At 54.2% G+C, this 21,031-nt stretch carries 17 protein-coding genes; 2 read left to right on the forward strand and 15 right to left on the reverse strand.

The genetic code is table 11. From position 1 onward, the window contains the following. From Poly41_RS12615 to Poly41_RS12685, 15 genes are all read right to left on the reverse strand, one after another. Positions 1–234, reverse strand: a complete 234-nt coding sequence (locus Poly41_RS12615) for a thioredoxin family protein (RefSeq protein WP_146526557.1) — start codon at positions 232–234, stop codon at positions 1–3. A gap of 40 nt (positions 235–274) precedes the next feature. Further along, positions 275–1,600 (reverse strand): permease, encoded by a 1,326-nt coding sequence (locus Poly41_RS12620; protein WP_146526558.1) that lies wholly within the window; start codon positions 1,598–1,600, stop codon positions 275–277. Positions 1,601–1,696: 96 nt separating this feature from the next. Next, positions 1,697–2,020 carry an ArsR/SmtB family transcription factor gene (locus Poly41_RS12625; protein ID WP_146526559.1) on the reverse strand — a complete coding sequence of 108 codons (324 nt, stop codon included), beginning with the start codon at positions 2,018–2,020 and terminating at the stop codon, positions 1,697–1,699. A 228-nt stretch (positions 2,021–2,248) separates the two neighbouring features. Further along, entirely contained in the window at positions 2,249–2,563 is a 315-nt protein-coding gene (locus tag Poly41_RS35675; RefSeq protein WP_146527097.1) for a transposase, read from the reverse strand. An 18-nt stretch (positions 2,564–2,581) separates the two neighbouring features. Next, positions 2,582–2,761 carry a hypothetical protein gene (locus Poly41_RS12635; RefSeq protein WP_146526560.1) on the reverse strand — a complete coding sequence of 60 codons (180 nt, stop codon included), beginning with the start codon at positions 2,759–2,761 and terminating at the stop codon, positions 2,582–2,584. 98 nt (positions 2,762–2,859) lie between these two features. Then, complete coding sequence (locus Poly41_RS34050) at positions 2,860–3,075, reverse strand: hypothetical protein (RefSeq protein ID WP_197231284.1); 216 nt, start codon at positions 3,073–3,075, stop codon at positions 2,860–2,862. 57 nt (positions 3,076–3,132) lie between these two features. After that, positions 3,133–4,644, reverse strand: coding sequence for a sulfatase family protein (locus Poly41_RS12645; protein WP_146526561.1), 1,512 nt, complete (start codon positions 4,642–4,644; stop codon positions 3,133–3,135). Between the two features lie 201 nt (positions 4,645–4,845). Beyond that, the gene (locus Poly41_RS12650; protein WP_146526562.1) at positions 4,846–6,705 is read right to left on the reverse strand and encodes a sulfatase-like hydrolase/transferase; all 1,860 of its coding nucleotides are present in this window, start codon (positions 6,703–6,705) and stop codon (positions 4,846–4,848) included. A 265-nt stretch (positions 6,706–6,970) separates the two neighbouring features. Continuing rightward, positions 6,971–9,019: a sulfatase family protein gene (locus Poly41_RS12655; protein WP_231615629.1), complete on the reverse strand. Its 2,049-nt coding sequence runs from the start codon at positions 9,017–9,019 to the stop codon at positions 6,971–6,973. Positions 9,020–9,207: 188 nt separating this feature from the next. Beyond that, entirely contained in the window at positions 9,208–11,754 is a 2,547-nt protein-coding gene (locus tag Poly41_RS12660) for a tetratricopeptide repeat protein (protein ID WP_146526563.1), read from the reverse strand. After that, positions 11,751–13,880, reverse strand: a complete 2,130-nt coding sequence (locus Poly41_RS12665; protein ID WP_146526564.1) for a vWA domain-containing protein — start codon at positions 13,878–13,880, stop codon at positions 11,751–11,753. The genes Poly41_RS12660 and Poly41_RS12665 overlap by 4 nt, the downstream gene beginning before the upstream one ends. Then, positions 13,877–14,908 carry a vWA domain-containing protein gene (locus Poly41_RS12670; RefSeq protein ID WP_146526565.1) on the reverse strand — a complete coding sequence of 344 codons (1,032 nt, stop codon included), beginning with the start codon at positions 14,906–14,908 and terminating at the stop codon, positions 13,877–13,879. The genes Poly41_RS12665 and Poly41_RS12670 overlap by 4 nt, the downstream gene beginning before the upstream one ends. Beyond that, complete coding sequence (locus Poly41_RS12675) at positions 14,905–15,705, reverse strand: hypothetical protein (RefSeq protein ID WP_146526566.1); 801 nt, start codon at positions 15,703–15,705, stop codon at positions 14,905–14,907. The genes Poly41_RS12670 and Poly41_RS12675 overlap by 4 nt, the downstream gene beginning before the upstream one ends. A gap of 3 nt (positions 15,706–15,708) precedes the next feature. Next, a complete protein-coding gene (locus Poly41_RS12680; protein ID WP_146526567.1) occupies positions 15,709–16,578 on the reverse strand; it encodes a DUF58 domain-containing protein in 870 nt (289 codons plus the stop codon). After that, complete coding sequence (locus Poly41_RS12685; RefSeq protein ID WP_146526568.1) at positions 16,575–17,549, reverse strand: AAA family ATPase; 975 nt, start codon at positions 17,547–17,549, stop codon at positions 16,575–16,577. Before Poly41_RS12685 ends, Poly41_RS12680 begins: the two co-directional genes overlap by 4 nt. A gap of 428 nt (positions 17,550–17,977) precedes the next feature. Between Poly41_RS12685 and Poly41_RS12690 the strand changes: the two genes are divergently transcribed. Next, the gene (locus tag Poly41_RS12690; protein WP_146526569.1) at positions 17,978–19,297 is read left to right on the forward strand and encodes a right-handed parallel beta-helix repeat-containing protein; all 1,320 of its coding nucleotides are present in this window, start codon (positions 17,978–17,980) and stop codon (positions 19,295–19,297) included. A 112-nt stretch (positions 19,298–19,409) separates the two neighbouring features. Further along, the gene (locus Poly41_RS12695) at positions 19,410–20,780 is read left to right on the forward strand and encodes a sulfatase (RefSeq protein WP_146526570.1); all 1,371 of its coding nucleotides are present in this window, start codon (positions 19,410–19,412) and stop codon (positions 20,778–20,780) included. The last annotated feature ends 251 nt before the right edge of the window (positions 20,781–21,031 follow it).

The following is a 21,031-nucleotide window of genomic DNA, read 5'->3' on the forward strand; positions in this document are numbered from 1 at the left end:
CTAAGCAAGCAGTTTGGCGATCTCGTCGGGCGATGGAACTTTTCCAACCACTTTCACCTCACCATCGACCGCCAGTGCCGGTGTCATCATCACACCAAAGCTGGTGATCTTGACGATGTCCGTCACTTTTTCGATCCTGGCTTCAACGCCAGATTGCTGAACCGCCTGCTCGACATTCGATTTCAAGTTCTCGCACTTAGTGCAACCCGTTCCCAAAATTTGAATCAACTTCATCACATACCTTTCTTTGTTGTTAATAAACGGCCGGTTGTCCTTAAACGAAGAACCAACCAAAGATCATTCCCACTGCCGTGCTCATCACAATGGTCAAAGCCACGAAGGTGAGCGTTTTCTTAAATCCAATGACGCTGTAGATCACTGCGATACTGGGCAGCGAAAGTGCTGGCCCTGCAAGCAACAGCGAAAGCGCTGGCCCTCGCCCCATTCCAAGGCCAAGCAGTGCTTCGAGGATCGGAATCTCCGTCAGCGTTGCGAAGTACCACATTCCACCGATCATGGACGCAACCAAGTTTGCTCGAAAACTGTCGCCGCCAACCCAGCTTGCCACAATCTCTTCAGGAATCAAAGCACCCACAAAACCTGTTAGCAGAACACCGCCGAATAGCAGCGGAATGATCGACTTAGAAAAACTCCACGTTTCTGCCATCCAATCGGCAAGCTCCTGGCGATCGAACCATCCCCAAGACATCGCCAGCACCGCTAAGAACAACGCACCCGCAAAATACCAACGATGGTGATAGATCCAGGCAACCCACTTGTAATTCTCAGGCGTTAGGTCTTTTTCGGATGAAATTTCCTTCACGTCGAGTAATAGCTTCGCGCCCTTGGGCAAATCTCCGAGTGGCTCTTGAAGCTGAACTCGATAGATTTGTGCGGTACGAATCAGTACCGAGGCGTTTATTTTCGTGCCGTCAGTCTTGACGATTTCGGTTTGGCTAGGGTTTGCCCAATCGCTAAATACGAGAAACAGGATCATGCAGACAAAGAACAGCGAGGTCTGCCAAAACTTTCGTTTTGCTGGCGGCGGGTCAGGTAATTGCATCACCGCTGCGGTTCGCTCTTCTTCATCCGAGCGAAACAGGAACGACATGATCAAACCAATGATCACCGCAAACACGATCGAGCCAATGATGCGGGCAATACCGAGATCAAAGCCGAGCACCCTAGCGGTTAGGAAAATCGCCATCACGTTGATGGCTGGTCCGGCATAAAGAAAAGCCGATGCCGGACCCAGCCCGGCGCCGACGCGATAGATACCCGCAAACATTGGCAGGACGCTGCACGAACAAACGGCTAACACGGTGCCCGAGATCGAAGCCACTCCGTAGGCTTCGGCCTTGTTCGCGTTTGGCCCTAAATGCCGTAGGACCGCTTCCTTTGAAAAGAAGACGGAAATGGCACCGGCAATGAACATGGCTGGAACAACGCAGGCGAGCGTGTGGTAGCGAACGTACCACTGCAACAGATAGAACGCTTCGTGGATTGCGTTTTGAATCTCTGGGCTGGTGAAATTGACGTAATAGGCGAACAGGAACACGCCTACGAGTGAGGCAAGGATCGACAACTGTTTCGTATTCATCCGATGAATCCTGGGTCTGAGCCAATGGCTCACAGTGGGTTACTTGGCGTAATGGCCAAGGAAGGGGCGAAAAAAACACGGGTCTGACTGAGGCCGCTAGTTCAGCACCGCCCGTTGTTCAGCCGCGTTGCTTGCCAGTATCTTTTCGACGCACTCGGAGAATCCGGCAAGGCAACAGACGGTCGAACGATAAAAAACCATTTGTCCACGTTTTTCGACGCCAACCAAACCAGCGTTCTTGAGTACGGACAAGTGCCGTGACACGGTTGACATGTCCGATCCGATGATCGCAGTCAAATCGCAAACGCAGCGTTCTTGATGCAGGGCAAGCTCATCCATGATCCGCAATCGAGCGGGATGGGCGAGCGCCTTGAAGATTTGGGCGCGGGCTTCGTATTTGGCAAATTCTTTTTTGTTCATGGTCTTCTCGGTATCGGCAATGCGTATTTGGCAGTTTAGCCAAAGATGCATAATCGGTCAAGTCGGGTTGGCACCTCGTGCTTTCAACAATTCAGGCGACCGGTACGTCCCCCACCGGAACGTGTCAACAAGTTTGAGACAACATATTCTGGAATTATAGAGCGTTCTCAAAGATCACGAATCCTAACCCACGCAACGCGGAAGCGAGTGTGTCGTGACGCAAATGACTCACTCGCTTGCGCGTCGTGCTTGTATGTCGAGTCTTTTTCGATCCTGGGCTTCGATGACGTAAACGATTGCTGCTTCTAGATCCTTCTCGTGATTGATCCAACGCCGACTGCCGCCCTCGGTCCAGAACCTCGCTCGCCCGGAGTGCTTAGGCTTGAGTTTGCGAGTGCACCATGTCTTTAATTGGTCTCGAACCGTTTCAGGTTTGTAGCCTGGTGCGGTGGTGACAACGTGGACGTGATTCGTTCTGACGCTAACGGCGTGAAGTGACCAATCGCGGATTTCACAATGCTTCGCGATCGTTTGCTCAACAATGTCGCGGTCATTGGGTGATCATGCAAACGCTGGCTCTTTCATTTCAGAGGCAGCCATCTCGCGGAATAACTCACTCGCTTGATGCCACTCACCTTCATGCCAGCAGCCGAGTTCGTCTCCGGGGAGCCACGTTCCGTAGCTCGTCCACGTAAGGAAATAGGCGAGCGGTTCGCCAGTTATGAATTCACGGTCGTTCATTTGCATCTCCTACTTACAAGCACGCAGCGCAAGCAAGTGTGTTTGTCGTGTCGGAAGCGACTCACTCGCTTGCGCTTCGTGCTTGTATTATAAGTCTTTCATTTTCCGCCACTCGCATTTCCTCGCTTCGAGTAACCGCTGCCGGGCAGACCTGCGTCCGGTGGCGGCAACTCGACATCGAGATGATCGCCTCGGCAAACGTCATTTCCGATGCCGTCATGCCCCAGCCTTTGCTGCGGATCGGATGCCGGCCCGTCAGTAGCGCCGATCGCGACGGTCCAAACACCGCTTGCGAATAGAAGGACGTAAAACATGTTCCCTCTTTTGCCCCAGCTGATCGAGTCGTGGCGTCTTATTGTTCTCGTTCCGAATCATTGACGGGGAGCGGTTGGCCGGCCAGATTTCACAATGTCCATATACTCTTTGAACATGCGATCAACCACGGTTTTGAATTCCGGGTTGTTTAATTGATTGTGATCTTCGTGCGGATCATCCTTCAAGTTGTAGAGTGCCAATGGCTCAAAACGGGTCCGTTTGAAGTTGCTCTGGATAATCAGCTTCCAAGGCATCCTCCGCAGCATCAACTCCTGATTGGCACCGGCTTGATTGATGAAAAAGTCACGCTGCCGGAAGGTTCCTGTTCCGGTCAGCAGCGGTAGCAGGTTGTTCGAATCTCGGGCCTGTCCCTTTGGAATCTCGGTGCCAACGAGCGCGGCGAAGGTCGCGACCATATCTTGGTTAACGGCCAATTCGTCCGTGATGCCCGGCTTGATGTGCCCCGGCCAAACCGCAAAGGTCGGGACGCGGTGCCCGCCTTCCAAAGGCGTGTTTTTGGAACCGTTCCACCCGCCTCCGGGCTGGTATCCGATTTCCTTGGTTGCCTTCCCGTCCGTCAGCCCCCCGTTGTCGGAAGAGAAAACGATAAGCGTGTTTTCATATTCACCGGCGGCCTTCAGAGCATCCACGATTCGTTTCACCTGCATATCGAGATCTGCGGTCATGTCCAGATGCGAGGAGACCGTGCTGCCTTTGATTTTCCGGCCGTCGAATTCATCGGTCGGACAGTGCGGCAGGTGCACCATCGGGCTGCAGTAGTAGAGGAAGAACGGTTTGTCGTTCTCTGCGCCGGACTTAATGAAGTCCACTGCTTTGGCCGACAGGATTTTACCCACCTCGCGTGTGTCCCAGTTGGAATCTCCCGGCCCAGGTCCTTTGTCACTGACATCCTTCGGATTCTTCGCGTTCTGCTTGTTGAAAAAAACAATCTCGGAATCCTCAGCCCATGGATGCCACCGCTGGTTTTCATAGAACAGATACATGGGGCCCTGAATGCCGCATGGTGTCGTGAAGTCATAGTCAAATCCGCAATACTTTGGGCCACTGTCGATCCAGCGGGTCACATCCACTTTGCCAGTCAGGTCGCCGGCTTTTGGTCCGCGGTAAATCTCCTTTGTGCCGGGGATGTAGAAGTCACCGCCCAGGTGCCACTTGCCGATAAAGCCCGTGCTGTAGCCGGCGTCACGAACGATCTTTCCCAGCGTCACCTCGCCAGGTTGAAACGCGGTCGGCGCAAACGTGCTCCAGACACCAGCAGGCGCATAGGAACGATAGTTGTTGTTTCCACTCATCACCGCGTAGCGCGTCGGTGCGCACAGTGCGGTGGCCGAATGCCCGTCGGTAAACCAGAGCCCCTGCGCTGCCAGCGCATCCATATTTGGCGTTTCGAACAGCGGTTCCTTCTTCTCAATGTTGCGAGCATGATAGCTGATGTCCCCGAGGCCGAGATCATCGGCGAGGATGAATACGATGTTCGGCCTTTCGTCTGCGACCACCACCGAACAAGCTGTCGCGGCAATTAACGCTATCGTGAGTGCTTTGATCAATTCGATTCACCTTTGAAAACTGAAATTGAAATTGGAAACGTTTAAGTAGGTCGAGGACTCACTTGCTGGCGCCGCGTGCTGGTATTCGAGTACCAGCGCTAACTGGCCAGCACCACTTTGTGGGCGATTTTCAGTGATTTTCCCAAACATTATCAGGCTGAGCGGCGCTGTCCAGCTAATCCAAGTACCGGTTTATGGCGGTTACTTTGTTCTGATAGTCTCGGGCAATTCGATTCGACCATCGTTGGCACCCGAAGCATAGTTGCTGAGATGTGCCGTGTCTCTGCCTTGCTTGGTCCAGGCAACTTCGACTCGACCATCGCCAAGCACAATGTCTTGTAGTTTTGTGCGTAGCACATCGAGCACGGGCCGATAACGCTCATCAAAGGCGACGTTGTTCACTTCACCGGGATCTTTGCTTAGATCGAAGAGCGTGGGTTCGATGTCCTTCAGTTCCGCTGTGATCGCCCACTTGAAATCTTTGCCCGCCGTCGCCGTCGTCATCGTGTGGCCCGTGCGAGGGCGAATCTTCATTGCAAACTTGTAGTCTTTCGTGCGGATGACCGCTCGCGGGCCAATCACCCACGTGGGCTCGGCGATGATGTAGTCGCGGGGCTGTACGGTTCCGGCCGCTGTTTTCGCCAGGTCGCGGCCATCGAGGTATTGGTAATCGGGCGATGAGATATCGATGCCTGCCGCCGCCAGAAATGTTGGGGCCATGTCGACGAAGCACGTGAAGTCCTTCACAACCTTGCCCGCTGGAAATTGCCGCTTGTCCGAAGAGACCACAATGATCGGGTTGTGCAGGTCGGTATCGTAGTGCGAGAACTTGCTGACCATGCCATGCTCGTTCAGCCGCCAGCCGTGATCGCCACAGACATAAAGGACCATCCAGGGTCGTTTCTGGTTCTTGGAAAACTCGATGAAGCCATCCACCGCTTGACCGACTAGCGAGTCACCGAAGGCGCAGAAGGCATAGTAGTCCGCGATCATCTGATGTTTCTCGTCGTCGGTGAAGTGATTGCTCTGCGAATTCTTATAGAGCTTCACCAGTTGCGGCGGAAACGACGCCAGTTCTTCGTCGGTGAAAGTTGGGATCTCATATTTGAGTTCCTGAAACTTCTCGCGAAACTCCGCCGGCGGAAGCACCGGTGTGTGCGGAAATTCATAACCAACATAGGCGAACAAAGGCTTGTCGTTATCCGGACCGCGCTGTTTGCGGCCAAGCATGTCGGTGTATTGCGACCCCGGGTGAGCGAGATGATCGAGCAATGCGCCGGTGAAGCTGCCGTCGCGGGTGCGATCTCCCGTTTGAGGGTTCACGCCGCCCAGGATGCCACCATTTTGATGCTCATCGCCCGGAGCGTACTCGCGGAGAAGATCAAGTCGCCTCAGGATTTCCGTTCGATCGTTCGGTGTCGCATCAGGGATTTCCGGCCAGATCAACTGCGTGCCATCGGCGAAATAGAACATCTCGTTCTTTGGACCCGGCCCTGCTTTGGTCCATTTCGTTTCCGGGTTCCAGTCCACCAGCCCCTTTGCTGCGAACTCTTTTCGGTATCCAAGATTCGTTTGGTACAGCGGCGGTATCGAGCCTCCCTTGGTCGCGAAATGCTGCGCCCGAATTCCAAGCTTGCCGACCGCTAGAGTCTGGTAACCCACCTTGTCTCGCAGAATCTCAGGCACCATCGGTCGCCAATGATCCTGACCGACAGGATTGTAGTATTCGAATCCATAAACGCCGGTGCGGTGCGAGTAGCGCCCGGTGTGCATCAACGTCCGCGACGGTGCACAACCAGGATTCTGGTTGAAGGTGTTGATGAACGTCGTTCCCATCTTCGCCAGTCGATCAACGTTCGGCGAAAGGACATGCCCCAAGGGACTGTCCGACGTGCCATGACGCATTTGATTGAACGCCACAATCGAATCCACTCTTTGATCGTCCGTGACGATCCAGAGAACATTGGGAAGTTCGTCGGCGAACGACCTGGCCGAAACCAAAAGCATGATCAGGACCGAAACGAATAACCGGATCCTATGCAGGTAGCAACTATTGTTCATGAGTGCTCAGTTCCTTGGCGGTCCTCTTCGTGGTTGAAAACCCTGCAGTCGGACGTCCGCTGCGCGGGGGGGAAGCTCAACTCGACAAAACTTCGCTTCCTGGAAAGGTAATCGCAGTTGCGTCACCTATTTGGAGATTATTCCTCAAAAAAGTTTCCTGCTGGATTGTGTTCGATAGGCACACCCCGGTCGTCGACGCAGTTCGATTCCCGCTGTGCGGAATCTCATGGCTTTATTTCACGTTCCCGGTCGAATAGGGGGCCTCTTACCTCTGCGTCGCGTTCTGATTCATGAACTTGGGCCAGCAGCATCCGTCGGTGCTGTGAATCTGGGGCGCCAGCGGCATGGCGGATTGAGTCTGCGAATCCTTTTGCGGGCGAGCGACAGGCGTATCTGCGACCAGGTCGCCGACAAGTTTCGTCACATTGACGTTGTGCTCAGACCAAGCGGTCCGCTTCATGATCTGACGTTGATTGTCCGTGAGCGGCATTCGCCAACGATCAGCAAAGATTGGCGTCAAATCTTTTCCCGCTGCAAAGGATGCACACACTCGCCAGTTCAAGACTTGGGATTTAGCCGATTCAACATCTGTTGCTCGCGCGGGCTTGCATCGTCGAAGCGCGTGACAGAACTTCGTGACCCATTTATCGCCCCCATAGTCCCGCCGAAGCTCTAGCATGGCTGTGGCGTACATGCCCGGCTGGTCACTCGGGCTAATGGCCTGTCCCGTGGTGTCTTCCAGTCGATTGGCCTTTTCGCCGGAACCCAAATTCGTGAAACTGACACCCGCCTTTCTCCAGCGATCCGGGTAGAAAGCCAGTTGGCTGTAGTCGGCAGTGGATGGCTGAAGCGTGCTGGTCGTGTTGATGTCTTGATAGTCCTGTCCGTTGATGCTGCGGACCACGGAGCGCATCCAGTCGTCCAGTTCCTTCTGCATGCGTGTCAGTCGAACTTGCTGATCTGGGTCGGTGGATCGATCGGTTGTTTCCATCGGATCGTCCGCCAGGTTGTACAGTTCATACTTCTTGCCGTTGATGCGATGCAGCTTCCACGGCCATTCATTCCACGCCGCGTGCCCGGTTGTCGTCTCTTCGGGGAACTGCGGAAACTCGTCGACATCCTTGCGGATCCGGTCCTCGTTGTGCGGCAACGGTGCTCCGGCCTGTTGCTTTTCCATGATGGCTTTCTGGATGCGATCGCTCCACGTTGCCTGGCCCTGTTGGAAGTTGTGCCAGAAACCCATCGGCTTGCTGCGTTTGCCAGCCTTGCCTGCGATGATGTTGCTGATGTCCGTCCCATCAAGCGGGTGCGGAGCGTCCGACTGAATTCCGGCCATCGCCAAGAGTGTCGGATAGATGTCACATGTCCACGTTGGCACAGCGGATCGCCCATTGAGTTTTCGTGCAGGCCACTCGATGATCCCGGGGATTCGCAGCCCCCCTTCATAGATGCTTCCTTTCCGTTCGCGACCGCCGGAAGTCGACTCATTGAGGCCTCCATTGTCACTGCAATACCAAAGAATGGTGTTGTCAGCGATTTCCATGTCGCGAAGTCGGCGACGGAGTCGTCCCAGTTGTAGGTCAAGCAGCGTAATCTCACGATAGTATCCGGCCTTGTCTTCGCCGTCGTAAAGCGAAGGACCCTCGGGGACTTCCTGATGCGGGTCGTGTGGCGAAGGGAACCAGACAACCATAAACAGCGGCTGATCGTGGTCTTGATGCGTGTTGAGGAACTCGAGCGCGTCGTCCATCGCCAGGACGGACCCCTTGCCCTTACGATGTTCGATCTTGCCGATGCGGCTGAGGTAGGGATCGTTATCAAAAAAGTTCAGCCCCACAACCCATTCGTCGAAACCCATTCCGCTTGGGTTACAAGGCGAATCAGGTTGACCGGAACCCAAATGGACTTTGCCAAAGATACCGGTTACGTACCCGGCGTCTTTCAAAGTCTCGGCGATGGTTTGCTCATGCGGTCTCATGTAACGGCCGTGGTTCGACACCTTGCTTCGTATCGGGTTACGGCCCGTCATGACACTCGCTCGGGTCGGTGAACAAACCGGCGCGGCGGCATAGAAGCGATCAAGCACAAAGCCATCGCCTGCCATTGCGTCGAGCTCAGGCGTTTGCACAAATGGATGGCCGTTGTAGCCGACATCGCCCCAACCCTGGTCGTCCGCCATGACAAGAATGATGTTTGGCTTCTGCCCGGTAGGAAGGTCCAGGGCGTTGTTGTCATCAAGTGTCTGGGCAACCAGTCCCTGGTGGGCAAAAAAGGATGCCAGCAGCGCCAGTACCGCAGTTTGTTTCAACTTCATCTCTCTCCTCATTTGCTCGGCGCTCCAGTTGTGATTCCGCCTCGTTAACCAATCGTTCATTGACATGCACGCCGGGGTTAGCACGGTTGACCAGCATGTTCACTTTAATATAGCGTGCTTCAACCGGAGTGATGTAATGCACAACGACTTCAAACCCAAGAGCTAGGAAAGGGATGCGGTTCGCCACATTATAAGCGTGAGTTGTGAATCACCCGAGCCTCCGATGACGGTATCCAACACTTGCGGCCATCCGCTAACTCAACCAGCAGCCAGTCAGACCGTCGTTTTGTGATGTGGAATTCAAGCCCATTATGTAGCGGCTCATGAAAAGCAGTGCTGTAGTGATACGAAGGGCCTTTTCGCCCGTAGATTTCGCTGACGATCACCACGCCCTCTTTACCAGCGTGATGATTCGCGATGAACCAGACAAGAAGCAAGGTCCATGTTGCGACCAGCGAAAGGAGCGATGCAGCCAAACTCAGCCGATTCCGGTAGCGAAGATGAGCCAGCAGTAGCCCCCAGAACAACAGCGAAGTGATGGCGATGGCGGCACAGATCCAGCGAATCGGTAGCGAGGAAATGTGAAGTGAACTGTCTGGCTCTACCACATCGAGAGTTAACGCACGAGCCGCCCGCAGATTCTGTTCGATCTCGCCGTCAAACGGTCGGTAGATTTCCGCTTGGCGGTAGCAACGGATGGCTCGCCCAAGCTCGCCGGATTGGAACCATGCGTTCCCGGCGTTGTACCAGGATTCACCGATACGATGTCGTTGCTGAGCGGACGCCTCAAACTTCAATGCGGACTGACGATACAACGATTCTGTCTCCGGAAACCCCGCTGGCGACTCGATAGCGGTGTCGAACAGCGATTGAGCGTCCGACCAATCCGATGCCCGTAATTCCGCTGGCGATAGAGCAAGCGCCATCACAAGGAGCGGAGTCGTGCGGCGAAGACGGTCGAACAAGCGTCGCGAGACCGAATCGAGGTTCGGGAATTTGGGTGCAGGTTTCTCCGATGAATAGCGAGCGGCATCGCTGAGCATGTGTGTGTCGAGAATCAGCCGGATCTCGTCCTCGGGTATCCCCAGTGAATGAAGGCACCTCTCGGCATCACCTGATGTCCAAGCGTCGGGTGGAACGGAAAAACTGATCGCCAGGAAATGCTGAAACGCGTTCCACTTGTCACGCGTTCCATCAGGCTGTTTCCGAAGTTGGTAATACGCATCAGCACAGGCACGGTAGCGATCGTCGACCGATCGCTTTCGTCGCTCCTTTACCCATGGCAGTAATGACGCAAACAGAATAGGGCCGGACAATATTAGTGCCCAGAAATACTCTGCAAGCAATCCAATTAACATGTTGAAGGTATCGTTCATCCAATTGGGTTCTCGGTTATGCCAGATCCCCGTTGGCTGATCCGTTAGCGTCGCTTCGGAGTGCAAGGATCGAATGTCAAAGTATTGGCGACCATCGCGAGGGCGGACGTGAAGCGGAATGGTCGATGTCTGCAAAAAACGGTAACTGCGCAGGTCGGGGTCAAACAACTGAATCTGCAGCGATGGAAACGCCGTTACCTTTGTCGTCAACGGTCTCACCCGAGCACGAAAACCGGTCCCATCAGGATACCACCTGCGTCCCAGTTCACTCGCCCCCGAGAACCGCCCGCGCAGACTCTGCTGCCGGTTCATTGCAGGAAGTTCCAACATACCGTGTGGAGCATTCGAACGCATCCTCAAGTCAACTTCCATCACTTGGCCCACTTCGATGTCATTGGTGCGGAGTGTCACATCAATGTCACACGGAGCGAACAGACCACTGAAATTCTCTGAGCGTCCCTCGGTCGGCAGAGGCAGGACGTCCAGCGTTAGCGGTTGCGATTCGGTGAAGATCCGATCATAGGCCGTCAGCGAAGACATCGGTTCAAACAAACCGTTGTTGAAATAGGCCGCATACGGCGAGAAATCGCTGCCGTCGCCCTTGAGGTACGCACACTCCAAACGGGTCGCCGACAGCGACACGGTGCCCGCTTTGGAGAATCGCAGGAACAGCGAAAAGTTGACAACGCCAAGCTGTTCCGGCGAATCCGTCGGAGCAACGCGTTTCGCGATGATTCGGCGTCCTCCAAACGGCAGACCCATCTGTTCCTTTTCCGGTGCCGTAGCGCGAGGTACGAGCGTTTCGATCGACGAGTCATTGAAGAACTCTGGCAAACAACGCAACGAACGTATCTGGTTGGTCGACAGCTGACTTGCCCAAGTCACATCCACTCGCAGCGGCTGTGCCACATACACAACCGACTTCTCTGGAGTCAGCTCAAAGGTCATCTCCGAGCTTCGCTGCGGTTGACTTACCATGATCTGAGTGGCCGAAGTCTGGAAGCGATTCGAGCCCGATACAAACACCAGCGACGGAAAAACAACAAGGCCTGTATGTCGAGGGATGAAACGGATTGCCGCCACCGAACCATTGGTCGTGGCTCCCTTGTCGCTTGCGACTTCAACGCTTAGCAGAGAAATGTCATCACCTCCATCCAGCAGTTCGTTGGGTAGCTCATCGGGTTGCTCAACCCGTTCAGGGAATCGCACCCATGCAGTTGCCACGATGTCCGTGAACCAAGAATGCTGACCCCATTCCAGTTCCACAGGCGTTGCGGCATCCGAGTCGGTTTCGTTGGCCTGTGCGAGACTCGCAATCACCAAGGCAAGCAGTAGAGCGATGAAGATGCGAGATTTCACCAGTCCTTCTCCACGCTTTTCTGGTTGCCTTGGGCACGTTGTTGTTGACGGAACTGCAGGTTGCCACGTTCTTGTTGCAAAATGTCGTCGACGGAGTAGTTCGGTACTGGCAACGGCTGCATCGCGGCGTCACTCGAAAAGTCTCCTTGGCCCTGCATCGATTCCGACATAGACGGATCGGAATCACTCGGTTCCATCATGTCCCAATCTTCCTCCTCTTCATCCCATTCACTCTCATCCGACTCCTCTGAATCATCACTAGCCAATAAATCCAGGATCTCTTGGATCTTTTGTACCGCAAGCTGTTGTTGATTTCGTGCGTCGTGCCAACTGCCCCACTGAGCAAGCATCGTCGTTGCCAACTCTTGAGTCGCAATCACTTCCTTCATGAAACGAAGTGGCTCCGCCAGGATGCTGGTCGGTGCCTCTCGATTCTCAGTTCCGGGCGGCAGCATCGCTTGGTCGAGCGTTTGCATTTGCTTCTCGATTTCGACGCCTTCTTGTCGTATCGCTCGCTGGCGGTCGGCAAACCGTTTTGAGTCGACGCCGGCTGTTTCCGGCTCGCGCACGGTTGGAGCGGGATTCGAAGCGGACTGGTCACGTCGTCGCCTCGCAGGCGGATTTGGACGCGACGGGACATCATTTTGCAGTTCGCTCTGTTTGCGTTGTAACTCTCGCAGTCGCTCAACAAGTTGTTGCATCTGATCCTGGAACTGCCGATTACGGGCTTCCTCTTCTTGAATGCGGGCTTGATAGTCCGCAATGAGTCGAGCCGTGGAATCCAGTCTCATCGCAGGCCGGCGAAACGACGGGCTCATACGTCGAGCGGCTAGGAATGCAGCTTGAGCTTGATGTGCCATCGAGAGTGCCGTTCGAGGTTCCAACGTTGCGTTTGCTTCCGCTTCGGCTAGTCGACAAAGCCCTTGATTGAATTTCAACACTGCGATTTCGGAAAGCGTCCAATTGCGAAATGGCAATTCCTTTTCGAGCAGCTCATATTCTGCAAACGCATCGGTATGCCGTCCTTGTTGGTGTAATTGCATTGCTTCGGCAAATCGCTGCGCAGTCTGAGGATCAGCGGCTTTCGCCACAGTGCCGCTCACCGCACAGTATGCGATGAGGGTTGCTATCGCAAGAGAATGTGGCTTGGCGATCATCCGTTCAGCCAGCAACAACAAAACTAACGCAAGAGCGATCAAACCAAATGCGGCTTCGTGGTACACGATGTAAGTATCAGAACCGGACGTCCCAGAAACAGGTTTGTTGATGACGTAGCTTGTGTAGATCGTGCCAAGATCGTAACCAGCCGTTCCTATCGGGCGATAGGCCGCGTCGACGGCAAGAGAAGCCAACTCTCGCAAGCCTTCGTCGTTGAGACGAGTGGTGACCATGCGACCGTCGTGCTCCAAGTAAACCCTCTTCCCCTGTTCATCCTCGATCGGGATCCGAGAACCCGAGCTTGCATCGCCGATTCCGATAACAATCAGCCCCAATTCGTGGTCGCGGAGCAATTGAGCAACGCGACGATTGTTGGTGTCATGGTCCTCGCCATCGGTGAGAACAATCAAATCCTGCATCCCTTTTCGATCATCCGAAAGCATGCTGCCGGTGCATTTTTCGACGGCTGATAATAGCGTCGTGCCACCAAAATCGACCGCACGAGGCATGGCTTGGTCTAACATGAAACGAACGAAGTCATGGTCATAGGTCAGGGGGCAAAGGATGTTTGCACTTCCTGCATAAATGACCAACCCGGCTCGTTCTGTTTGAAAGTGGTCGAGTGCGTCGCGAATGCCATTCTTGGCTGCTTCTAGCCGAGACGGATATGCATCCTCGGCCAACATGCTGCGTGAAACGTCCAGGACAAACACAACGTCCCGTCCCCGTTTCGAAATCGAGTGCCGCTGTGGACTGTACCCTGGGCGAGCAACCGCAACGATCAGTAGTGTAACCGCGAAGATCCGAAGACGATCGGGCCACACACTGCGCCGCAGCGACTCGTCTGCCCCCATTTCCGACAAAACCACATTGCGACGACATCTCGCACGTCTCAGCAACACAGCGAGTGGAACGAGTAGCAGAAGCAGCAATGTCAAAGCTGGGTTGTGGAACGTGATTGGCGTCATGGTACTGCCCTCAACCAGGTCGCTTCGACCAATAGGGCGGAGAAGAAAACAAAAATTGCAGCGGCCAGTGGGAGCCAAAACCATTCAGCAATTTGAGTGAAGCCGCGAGTCGCAACCCGGGAACGTTCGAGTTGATCGATTTCAGCATAGACCGCCAGCAGTGAATCAAAATCGAAGGCGGTTCGAAACACTCCGCCCGTTTCGAGACTAATATGCTTGAGCACTCGTTCCGCTTCCGTTAATTGCGTGGATTCGATGACCTGGCCCGAAAACTCGCGTGGACGATCACCAAGGCTGATGCAATAGACACGGCATCCCCACTCTTTCGCGAGTCCCGCCGCTTCGACAGGCATGTGTTGGCCCGAATTGTTTTCGCCATCGGTCAGCAGGATGATCACGCGGCTCGTTATCTCGCCCTCCAACGACTGCATTTGCCGAATCTCGGGGTCATCGAGTTGTTTCAGCCGAGCAGCGGCGATCGCCAAGGCGTCACCGTAACCGGTGCCATCTTCATTCGGACGCTCCTGGATTTCAAGGTTTCGGACTAGCTCTAACAACGCATCATGCCCCAAGGTGAGTGGGCTTCGCGTATCGGCATAGCGTGCGAACGTGATCAACCCTAACAGGTCCCCGTCACGCCCATGCAAATGTCGGCCATCGCCGGCGATGAACCGCTCAACGAGTTTCTTGGCAACATCAATGCGACTGTGCGACTCACCCTCGGCCAGTTTCATGTCCATGCTCATGCTGCTCGATACATCGACCAGCAACTCAATGGCGATCCCTTCGGAGACATGAGTCGAATGCGTCGAATCCGCCTGGGGACGTGCAAGTGCAAGAATCAGCAGTGTCAAGCCAACCACGCGAAGTGTTGGCGGAACCCAAAGGTAACGTGCTCGACCCTGGCCATTATCGTCCCATTGTCTGAGCGATGGCACCGATAGACTTCTAGGTTGTTGACGCCATCGTAGAGTCAATGCAATCGGAACCGACGTGAGCAGCAGCAGCCAAGGATAGGCGAAATTCAATGCACCGTCTCCTTGCGTAATAGCGCTACAAGTGCGGCTGGCTCGCGTCGCTTCCCATAGACCGTATGCTCGATTTCGCGGCGCAGTTCCGGTGACAAGTCGTAGCCGTCCTGGACCAAAATGCGTTCCAGCAGCCGGATTGGAATCTCTCCTGATTGCAATCGCTCGATCGCGTCGAGTGTGGGTTCCCAATTTGGATTTGCGTCTGTGATCGAAGTTTGCATCCGCATCCGGTAAGCGATTACCACCGCGATGATTAGAATGCAGACGAGGAGGACCGCGCCATAGACAATCGGCATGGTTGTTGAAACCACGTCGTGACCCGCTGCCGGCAACGACTGCGGTACATCGCTGAGGTCGGCCGAATTAAACGGAAGCACGTCAAGTGTCGCTGCAGGCAGCAAGATTGACTGGGGCCCATTGGAATCGGTGAATTCGACTTGGGCTTCGTTGATCGTCACTTTCCCCGACGACAGAGGTTGTAATATTAGGATTTGGCGTTGTCGATATCGACCGTCCTCAAACGACACTGGAGCTCGTTGCATCGATACGAGGTGGAGTTGCGGATGCGACGGAACATGCAACTCAAATTCGCCAAACGTTTGGCGATCCATCTGGACAATCAGTTCAGACACGTCTCCGGGTTGAACCGCCGACGGATAGAATCTTATCGAGATCCCTGAGTGATCCGTTGCCGTGGCCGATACCGGTGCCAAACAAAGGAACACTCCGATTGCGAACGAAAACGTAAGGGCTGTCTTTTCTTGTCCATTGCAAGCCGACGGAGAACGCAACACGCATCACCCTCCTGTCTCGTCCGCCACACGTCGTTGGCGGGATCGAAAGAAACTCGTCAGCGCGGTCACACAATCTTCTCCCACTGCAATCTCCATCAAGTCCACTCCGCTCTGCAACATTTCCTCCTGAAGTGTCAGATGGTGACTCTGGTCCCGACAATGATGTTTCCGCAAGTCAATATGCCGATTCTCGCCCGATTCGGCATCTTGCAGAAAGACGAGTTCCGTGCTCGATGACGCTTGGCTTGGAGGGTCGAGCACGTTCACAGCGTTCATGTCGTGTCGGTGCGCCAAGGCTCGTAGCTCTTCGAGATAGTCAGCAGCAAAGAAATCGGACAAAACGAACGCAATCGAACGCTTACGAGCAAGATGTCCGAAGTGGGACAACACATTTGAAAACCGTGTTTCGTGTCCTTGCGGGCGAAAATTCAGCAGCGCGTCCATGATCCGCAATCCCTGTGATGTGCCTTTGCCAGGCGGGATCATCAACTCGACGCAATCCGTAAAGAGAATCAAGCTGACCCGGTCGTTGTTTCTTAGCGCAGCCATGGTCAATAGCGAACCAAGTTCCGCGATCAGGGCTCGTTTTCGACCATTCGATGCCGTCAGGATCGAAGATGAAAGGTCGACCAGCAGATAGAGGAATTGCTCGCGTTGCTCGATGTACCTGCGGATGTGAGGCTCGCCCGTGCGCGCGGTCACCTTCCAATCCATCGCACGAACATCGTCGCCCGGTTGATATTGCCGCACATCTTCAAACTCGATCCCCTGACCGCGAAACACACTGCGGTATTCACCAGAGAGCAAGTGCTCGACGGGTCGACGACACCGCAGTTCGAGTAGCGAAAGTTGTGTAACCGCGTCTTGGATCATGACGTCGCCACCGGGACGGTCGATAACATTTGTTCGAGTAAGTCGTCCGACGTGATCGACTCCGCCTCGGCGCGATAGGAAATTGCCAACCGATGGCGAAGCACATCGTGTGCGACATCCTTCACATCTTGAGGGACGGTGTAGTCGCGTTTCTGCATCAGCGCGTTGCCTCGTGCCGCCAGAGAAAGATAAATCGAAGCTCGTGGGGACGCACCGAAACGCAGGTACCGATCAATGTCCATGCCATAGTGATTGGGGTGTCGTGTACAGTCGACCAAGCGAACGATATACCGCTCGATCTTCTCGTCCAGAAACGTCGACTCCAACGCTTCACGCATCTGCATCAATTCATCGAGCGTAAGGACCGGATTGATCTCGTAAGCCGCCTTGGTCGTCGCCATCCGCTGCATGATTTGCAGTTCGTCATCCATCGACGGATAACCGATCTTTAATTTGAACATGAACCGATCGACCTGCGCTTCGGGTAGCGCGTAGGTGCCTTCCTGTTCAATCGGATTCTGTGTGGCAAGCACAAGGAACGGCAAGGGAAGATTGAAGGTCTCCTTGCCAAGTGTAACCTGTTTTTCTTGCATCGCCTCCAACAGAGCCGACTGGACTTTTGCCGGAGAGCGATTCACTTCGTCGGCCAACAGCAAGTTAGCGAACACAGGCCCCTTTTCAGGGCTGAAGGAGTGATTGCGAGGATCATAGACCAAGGTGCCAGTGAGATCACTCGGCAAGAGGTCAGGCGTAAACTGGATGCGACTAAAGTCGGCATGAATTGCCTTGGCGAGACTATTCACGGTCAGTGTCTTGGCGATTCCGGGGACGCCTTCCAAGAGCACATGGCCATCGCAAAGGAGGGCCAGCAGCAAACGGTCAATCAGCGTCGTTTGACCGACGACCAACTGCCCGATCTCGCCTCGCACCTGATCCAGTTTTTCACCGCAGTTGATCACTTGCGTTCCCATCGGTTGTCTTAGACGTGCATCCCAATTCTTATCAGTGTACTGGTTCAGGATGACTTAGAGAATCCTCCACGTCACGTCCGATACGGCCTGCCGTGTCGCGAATGGCTCGCTTCAAGGTCACCTTCAACGACAAGATCGCTCAGCGGAAGCTTGAAAGGCAGCAATCAGGTGATTCCGATGAAAACGGGATAATTGACCCAACTGGGAAAGCATGAAAGGTGGCCAGGCGATATCCTAGCCGGTGTGCAGCCAGACTTTCTGGCGGCACACGATGACTTCATGGTAACGCCCGCAAATCTCGGCTGCACCGATGTTCCGAAACCAAGTGTTGTGTTTGTTGCCTGCCAAACATGCCGAGAGTCGCATATTTCAAGAACTAAATACATTCATTTCGTAAATCAACAACCTGCATATACGGGAAATCACAATTGAAAGCCAAAAGACAACTCGCGATTTTCACCATGATGCTGATCCGCTTTGCGGGAATCGCCAATGCTGAATACGTAGAGACCATGGACCCCAATGGGCTGACGAAGAATGCCGGCGCTGATTATGGACTGGTCGATGACAACGCGATAGCCAATCAAAGCGATGTTATTCAGAAAGCAATCGACGACATTGCCGCTACGGGTGGTGGGCGACTGATTGTTCCCAAGGGAACCTATCGTTTCGCACGTGTCCGTCTCCAATCAAACGTGCATCTGCTGATCGAAAAGGACACCGTCATCAAACCGTATTGGCCTGCGGGCGAAAAGACGGTCGTCTTTGACCTGGACTCCGAACGTCCCACCCAAAGGAAGCAGGTAACGATAGAGCATGAGAAGGTGTTTATCGAGAACGTCAGTATCCGTGGGCTTGGTGGTCGGTGGATCATTGACTATTCCGACCGACAGCGAGCGAAGGGTGAAGGTGTCCGCGGTATTCTTGCAAAAATGGTGCGAAACTTCCTGATCGCGGATCTCGACATCAAGGACAACTACAGCGTCTATTGCGGCATCACGCTGACGCCAATCCAGACGATGAGCGAGACAAGCGACTGGCCGGTCTCGCGGGCAACCGACGGAACGGTTCGCAACTGTCGCATCTTCAACGCCAGCCCGGGTTATGGGCTGACGCAACTGCACGGCGCACAGTCGGTCCACTTCGAGGATCTGTATGCCGAGGGTGGTGTGACGCTTCGCCTGGAAACCGGAGCGGTGGGAGACAAAACAGCGGTCTATGACATCACCGGCAAGAATATCGTCAATGAGAATGGACGTTGTGCTGTCATGCTTGGCCCGCACAGCGCGATGAACGGTGTCGTTAAGATTGATGGGGTTAAATCCATCAGCAGTGCTTTTGCGGTCACCATCGGGAAGGGCGGAGTGAAGGAAGCCGAGCTGAAGAACAATCCTGATGCGACGGATGGGATTTTCGCGAAAGGTAGCTATGTAAAAGACATTCACGCAGTTTTTGGAAAACATGCGCAAGTGAAGACCCACGTCTTCCTGTGTATTCCAGAAGAATACCGCAACGAACTCGATCTGAGATGGGAGAACAAGTTCTTTGAGGGGCCCTCGATTGGCGCAGTGAGGGACACTACCGAAGGTCATTACAAAGTCATCGTTGAGGATGTAACGATGGAGGATTTCAAGTACAACGCGGACAAGCCGATCATGACCGAGAGAGACTCGCCGTCTGGGAAATGGGGGGCTGCCGTGGCTAAATGGAAGTCCGAGCACGGCGTTTCGAATCGGAGTGACAAGTAGTCGACAAAGAAGAGGTGCCTGTGCTACGCATCCGACACTTATTGACCGCTCGTTGCCTATCGTGATTTCAAACCCCTTTTTCCCAACGAAGAGATTTAAACCGAGTAACCCTATGAAGAAACTGTTATCCTTCGCGCTGCTTGTTTGTGGCCTTTGTGGCACGACGCAGGCGCTAGAAAATCCAAATATCGTCTTGTTCTTTGTTGACGACCTAGGATGGAACAATCTCGGCTATCGCAATCCGAACCTGTTTGAAACGCCGAATGTCGATCAGCTTGCCAACGATGGGATTGATTTCCAACAATGTTATGTCGCAAGTCCGACCTGTAGTCCGAGTCGTTCCACGCTACTTACCGGTAAGCATCCCGCACGACTAAATCTGGTTCGGCATATCTCGGGCAACGCAAAGAACGTGAAGATGGTCTACGACGAACAGGGTCGCGCCTCGCACCATCTGTTGCTGAGTGATCCCGCACAATTTCCCAGCAAGAACTGGGTGGATCTCGAAAACGTCACTTACGCCGAAGCGTTGAAATCGCACGGTTACTACAACTTGTTTGTCGGTAAGTGGCATCTGGGGCCGAAGGAATTTCATCCGATCCATCAAGGCTTTGACCGTCAAATCGGCACGACGGATCATGGCTCGCCTTCGAGTTACTATCCCGACTACTTCCAAGACGAGGACGTGCTCGAGGAACAGACCGAGGCCTATCTGACAGACAAACTCACCGACGAAACGATCCATTTCATTGATGGTTACGACGAAGACCAGCCGTTCATGGTTTCGATGTGGTACTACAATGTTCACACGCCAAACATTGGTCGGAAGGACTTGGTTCCTCGTTTCAAGGGCCGGGCCGGTCTCGAGGGCAAGCGAGCACAGTACGCCGCACAAGTCGCGGCAGTCGATGAATCGGTTGGTCGCATTCGTACAGCACTCAAAGATAAAGGCATCGACAAGAACACGCTTGTCATCTTTACGTCGGACCAGGGGAGCTTGTACGAGTGGGAACCCTACCGCGGCGGCAAACGGGTAGACACTCTATGCGAAGGGGGTGCGAGAGTACCGTTCATTGTGAGCTGGCCGGGTGTTACCGAGCGTGGCGTGACCAACAACAGCATCATCCAAACGACCGATGTTCTTCCGACGCTGGTTGAGTTAGTCGGAGGAAATCCGGCCGACTACGGAGACCTGGATGGCGTATCGCTGTTTTCTACCCTTCGAGACAACACCGAACTTCAGCGAGACAAGCCAATCTACGGCTACCGCGCCTATGAAGATCTCTACGTTTCGGTACGCGAGGGCGACTGGAAATTGCTTGGTTACCGCGACGGGCGAGTCAGTCTTTACAACGTTGTTGACGATCGATCCGAACAGGATGATTTGGCCAACACGAATCCCGAGAAGGTTCAACTGTTACTGGAAAAACTGAAGGCATGGGAAGTTGAAATGGACGTTCAGCAGTACTCTGGTTTCCAATGAGAAAACGGCATCAAGAGTAACGAAAACGGATACCGAGAAAACACGACGTGAAACGACCGTTATCGATTTGGTTTATTCTTACCTTGAACGCCTCTCTCTGTGTCGTTGTCCGAGTGTTCCAATCCCGGGCCTGCGATTTCGCTGATGAAACGAGAGGTGCTCGCTGAGCCAGGGCTCAACCTCATTTTTTTGGAGTTCGGCGACTACGATCACCCACCCATTCCGCGGAAGAGCCAAAGGCAAAGGCCGCC

The organism is Novipirellula artificiosorum, from assembly GCF_007860135.1.
In the GTDB taxonomy this organism is placed as follows: Bacteria; Planctomycetota; Planctomycetia; order Pirellulales; family Pirellulaceae; genus Novipirellula_A; species Novipirellula_A artificiosorum.

What these genes read in the sequence shown, in the direction of transcription:
- Poly41_RS12695 (WP_146526570.1), top strand. Translation starts at nt 19,410, where the DNA reads ATGAAGAAACTGTTATCCTTCGCGCTGCTTGTTTGTGGCCTTTGTGGC.
- Poly41_RS12615 (WP_146526557.1), bottom strand. Translation starts at nt 234, where the DNA reads ATGAAGTTGATTCAAATTTTGGGAACGGGTTGCACTAAGTGCGAGAAC.
- Poly41_RS12650 (WP_146526562.1), bottom strand. Translation starts at nt 6,705, where the DNA reads ATGAACAATAGTTGCTACCTGCATAGGATCCGGTTATTCGTTTCGGTC.
- Poly41_RS12620 (WP_146526558.1), bottom strand. Translation starts at nt 1,600, where the DNA reads ATGAATACGAAACAGTTGTCGATCCTTGCCTCACTCGTAGGCGTGTTC.
- Poly41_RS34050 (WP_197231284.1), bottom strand. Translation starts at nt 3,075, where the DNA reads ATGTTTTACGTCCTTCTATTCGCAAGCGGTGTTTGGACCGTCGCGATC.
- Poly41_RS12625 (WP_146526559.1), bottom strand. Translation starts at nt 2,020, where the DNA reads ATGAACAAAAAAGAATTTGCCAAATACGAAGCCCGCGCCCAAATCTTC.
- Poly41_RS12680 (WP_146526567.1), bottom strand. Translation starts at nt 16,578, where the DNA reads ATGATCCAAGACGCGGTTACACAACTTTCGCTACTCGAACTGCGGTGT.
- Poly41_RS12685 (WP_146526568.1), bottom strand. Translation starts at nt 17,549, where the DNA reads ATGGGAACGCAAGTGATCAACTGCGGTGAAAAACTGGATCAGGTGCGA.
- Poly41_RS12655 (WP_231615629.1), bottom strand. Translation starts at nt 9,019, where the DNA reads ATGAAGTTGAAACAAACTGCGGTACTGGCGCTGCTGGCATCCTTTTTT.
- Poly41_RS12665 (WP_146526564.1), bottom strand. Translation starts at nt 13,880, where the DNA reads ATGACGCCAATCACGTTCCACAACCCAGCTTTGACATTGCTGCTTCTG.
- Poly41_RS12635 (WP_146526560.1), bottom strand. Translation starts at nt 2,761, where the DNA reads ATGAACGACCGTGAATTCATAACTGGCGAACCGCTCGCCTATTTCCTT.